This is a genomic window from Acidovorax sp. KPB24-03 (assembly GCF_057546605.1).
This window is the reverse complement of the sequence record NZ_BAAJYR010000498.1, coordinates 1-2,218: the sequence shown is the minus strand read 5'-3', so window position 1 is coordinate 2,218 and position 2,218 is coordinate 1. Positions and strand designations below refer to the sequence as shown.

Here is a 2,218-nt window from a genome sequence, read left to right as displayed (position 1 = left end):
ACGCGCTCCAGGGCCACCAGCGCATCGGCCACGTCGGAGGGCCCGGGCGCGGCGGCAGCCGGTGCGGCCCGCGCCGCGCTGGCGTGGCGGTCCAATGCCCGGTCCACGGCCTGCGGGTCCAGCAGCGACAGGGCCGAGCGGCAATAGGGGCAGGCGTGGTCGTTGCGGATGTCCACCGTGCCGCCGCAACTGGTGCACTGGATGGTGCCTACGCGCTCGGCCAGCGCGTCGATCTCCGCCACCGACAGGTGCCGCACGAACCCCTTTTCCACCATGAGCGAGCCGAAGGTGCTGAACCGGCCGTGCCCTGCGGGGCAGCGGAAGGTCTTGTACCGCCCGCCCTTGACCACGTCGAAGCCGGGCTCCAGCGCGCGCGGGCAGTGCGGGCATTGCAGCCGCTGGGCCACCGGGTGGCGCGCATCCCCGCGGTGCTGGTGCAACAGCTCGAACAGCGCCACCACCCCGGCCGGGGCCAGGCGCGTGTTCTCCCGCGGGTCGAACCACAGGCCCTGGCAGGCGAAACACAGGTCCAGCTCGATGGTCTCGCTGCCGTGCGAGCGGAAGCGATGGGACTCGGCGGGCTGCCGGCAGGAGGGGCAAAGGGACGTCGTGGACATGGGTGGCATCGATCGTACCGCCGGTCGCCGCGGGTGCATTCCAAAGTGACCGGGACCGCTTTGGCGCTCGGGTAAACCCTGAGGCATGACACAGGCGGCTGCTAAGATTTCGCGCAGCCTTTGCGGCCCCTTGGGCCGCCCCTCATTGCGCAGAAAGCCCCTTCCATGACCCCACCCAGCCGCGTTCTCAACCCCCTGCTGCGCGAACGCACCTTGTCAGCCGAACAGGCCGCCGAGCTGATTCCCGACGGCGCGCGCGTGGGCATGAGCGGCTTCACCGGCGCGGGCTATCCCAAGGCCGTGCCGGCGGCGCTGGCCCGCCGCATCGAAGGGCTGCACGCGGCCGGCGAGGCCTTTCGCATCGGGCTGTGGACGGGGGCCTCCACCGCGCCGGAGCTGGACGGCGCACTGGCCAAGGTGGGGGGCATCAGCATGCGCATGCCCTACCAGTCCGACCCCACCTGCCGCCAGCAGATCAATGCCGGCCAGATGCAGTACGTGGACGCCCACCTGTCGCACGTGGCGCCCTACGTGTGGTTCGGCTTGTGGGGCAAGCTGGACGTGGCGGTGATCGAGGTGGCCGGCGTGCTGCCCGACGGCCGGCTGATCCCCTCGTCGTCGGTGGGCAATAACAAGACCTGGCTGGACCAGGCGGACCGCATCATCCTGGAGGTCAACAGCTGGCAGCCCGAGGGCCTGGAGGGCATGCACGACATCTACTACGGCACCGACCTGCCGCCCAACCGCGTGCCGATCCCGCTGGTGCGCCCGGCCGACCGCATCGGCGAGCCCTACCTGCGCTGCGACCCGGCCAAGGTGGTCGCCGTGGTGGCCACGCACGCACCGGACCGCAACTCGGCCTATGCCGCGCCGGACGACACCTCCCAGCGCATCGCCGGCCACATCATCGAGTTCCTGCAGCACGAGGTGGCGCGGGGCCGCCTGCCGCCCGGCCTGCTGCCGCTGCAGTCCGGCGTGGGCAACATCGCCAACGCCGTGCTGGCCGGCCTGAACGCCGGGCCGTTCGACCACATGACAGCCTACACCGAGGTGCTGCAGGACGGCATGCTGGACATGCTGCGCTCGGGCAAGCTCGACAGCGCCTCGGCCACGGCGCTGTCGCTCAGCCCGGCGGCCACCGAGGAATTCAACCGCCACATCGACTTCTACCGCGAGCGCATCGTTCTGCGCCCCCAGGAGATCAGCAACCACCCCGAGCTGATCCGCCGCCTGGGCCTGATCTCGATGAACGGCATGATCGAGGCCGATATCTACGGCAACGTGAACTCCACGCACGTGATGGGCTCGTCCATCATGAACGGCATCGGCGGCTCGGGCGACTATGCGCGCAACGCCTACCTGTCGATGTTCCTCACGCCGTCGCTGGCCAAGGGCGGCGCCATCTCGTGCATCGTGCCCATGGCCTCGCACGTGGACCATACCGAGCACGACGTGCAGGTGATCGTGACCGAGCAGGGCCTGGCCGACCTGCGCGGGCTCTCGCCCTCGCAGCGCTCGCGCGTGGTGATCGAGCGCTGCGCGCACCCGGACTTCCGCCCCGCGCTGCGCGACTACGTGGCCCGCGCCGAGGCCAGCGGCTG

The 2,218-nt window shown here is 70.7% G+C and carries 2 protein-coding genes; one reads left to right on the top strand and one right to left on the bottom strand.

The annotated features are described in order from the left end of the window. Nucleotides 1–617 (bottom strand): TFIIB-type zinc ribbon-containing protein (locus tag AC27KI_RS23140; RefSeq protein WP_487116053.1); only part of this gene is annotated, 617 nt, incomplete at its 3' end. A gap of 165 nt (nt 618–782) precedes the next feature. Here AC27KI_RS23140 and scpC point away from each other — a divergent pair. Further along, a partial coding sequence (gene scpC, locus AC27KI_RS23135) for a succinyl-CoA:acetate CoA-transferase ScpC (RefSeq protein WP_487090924.1) occupies nt 783–2,218 on the top strand: 1,436 nt, incomplete at its 3' end.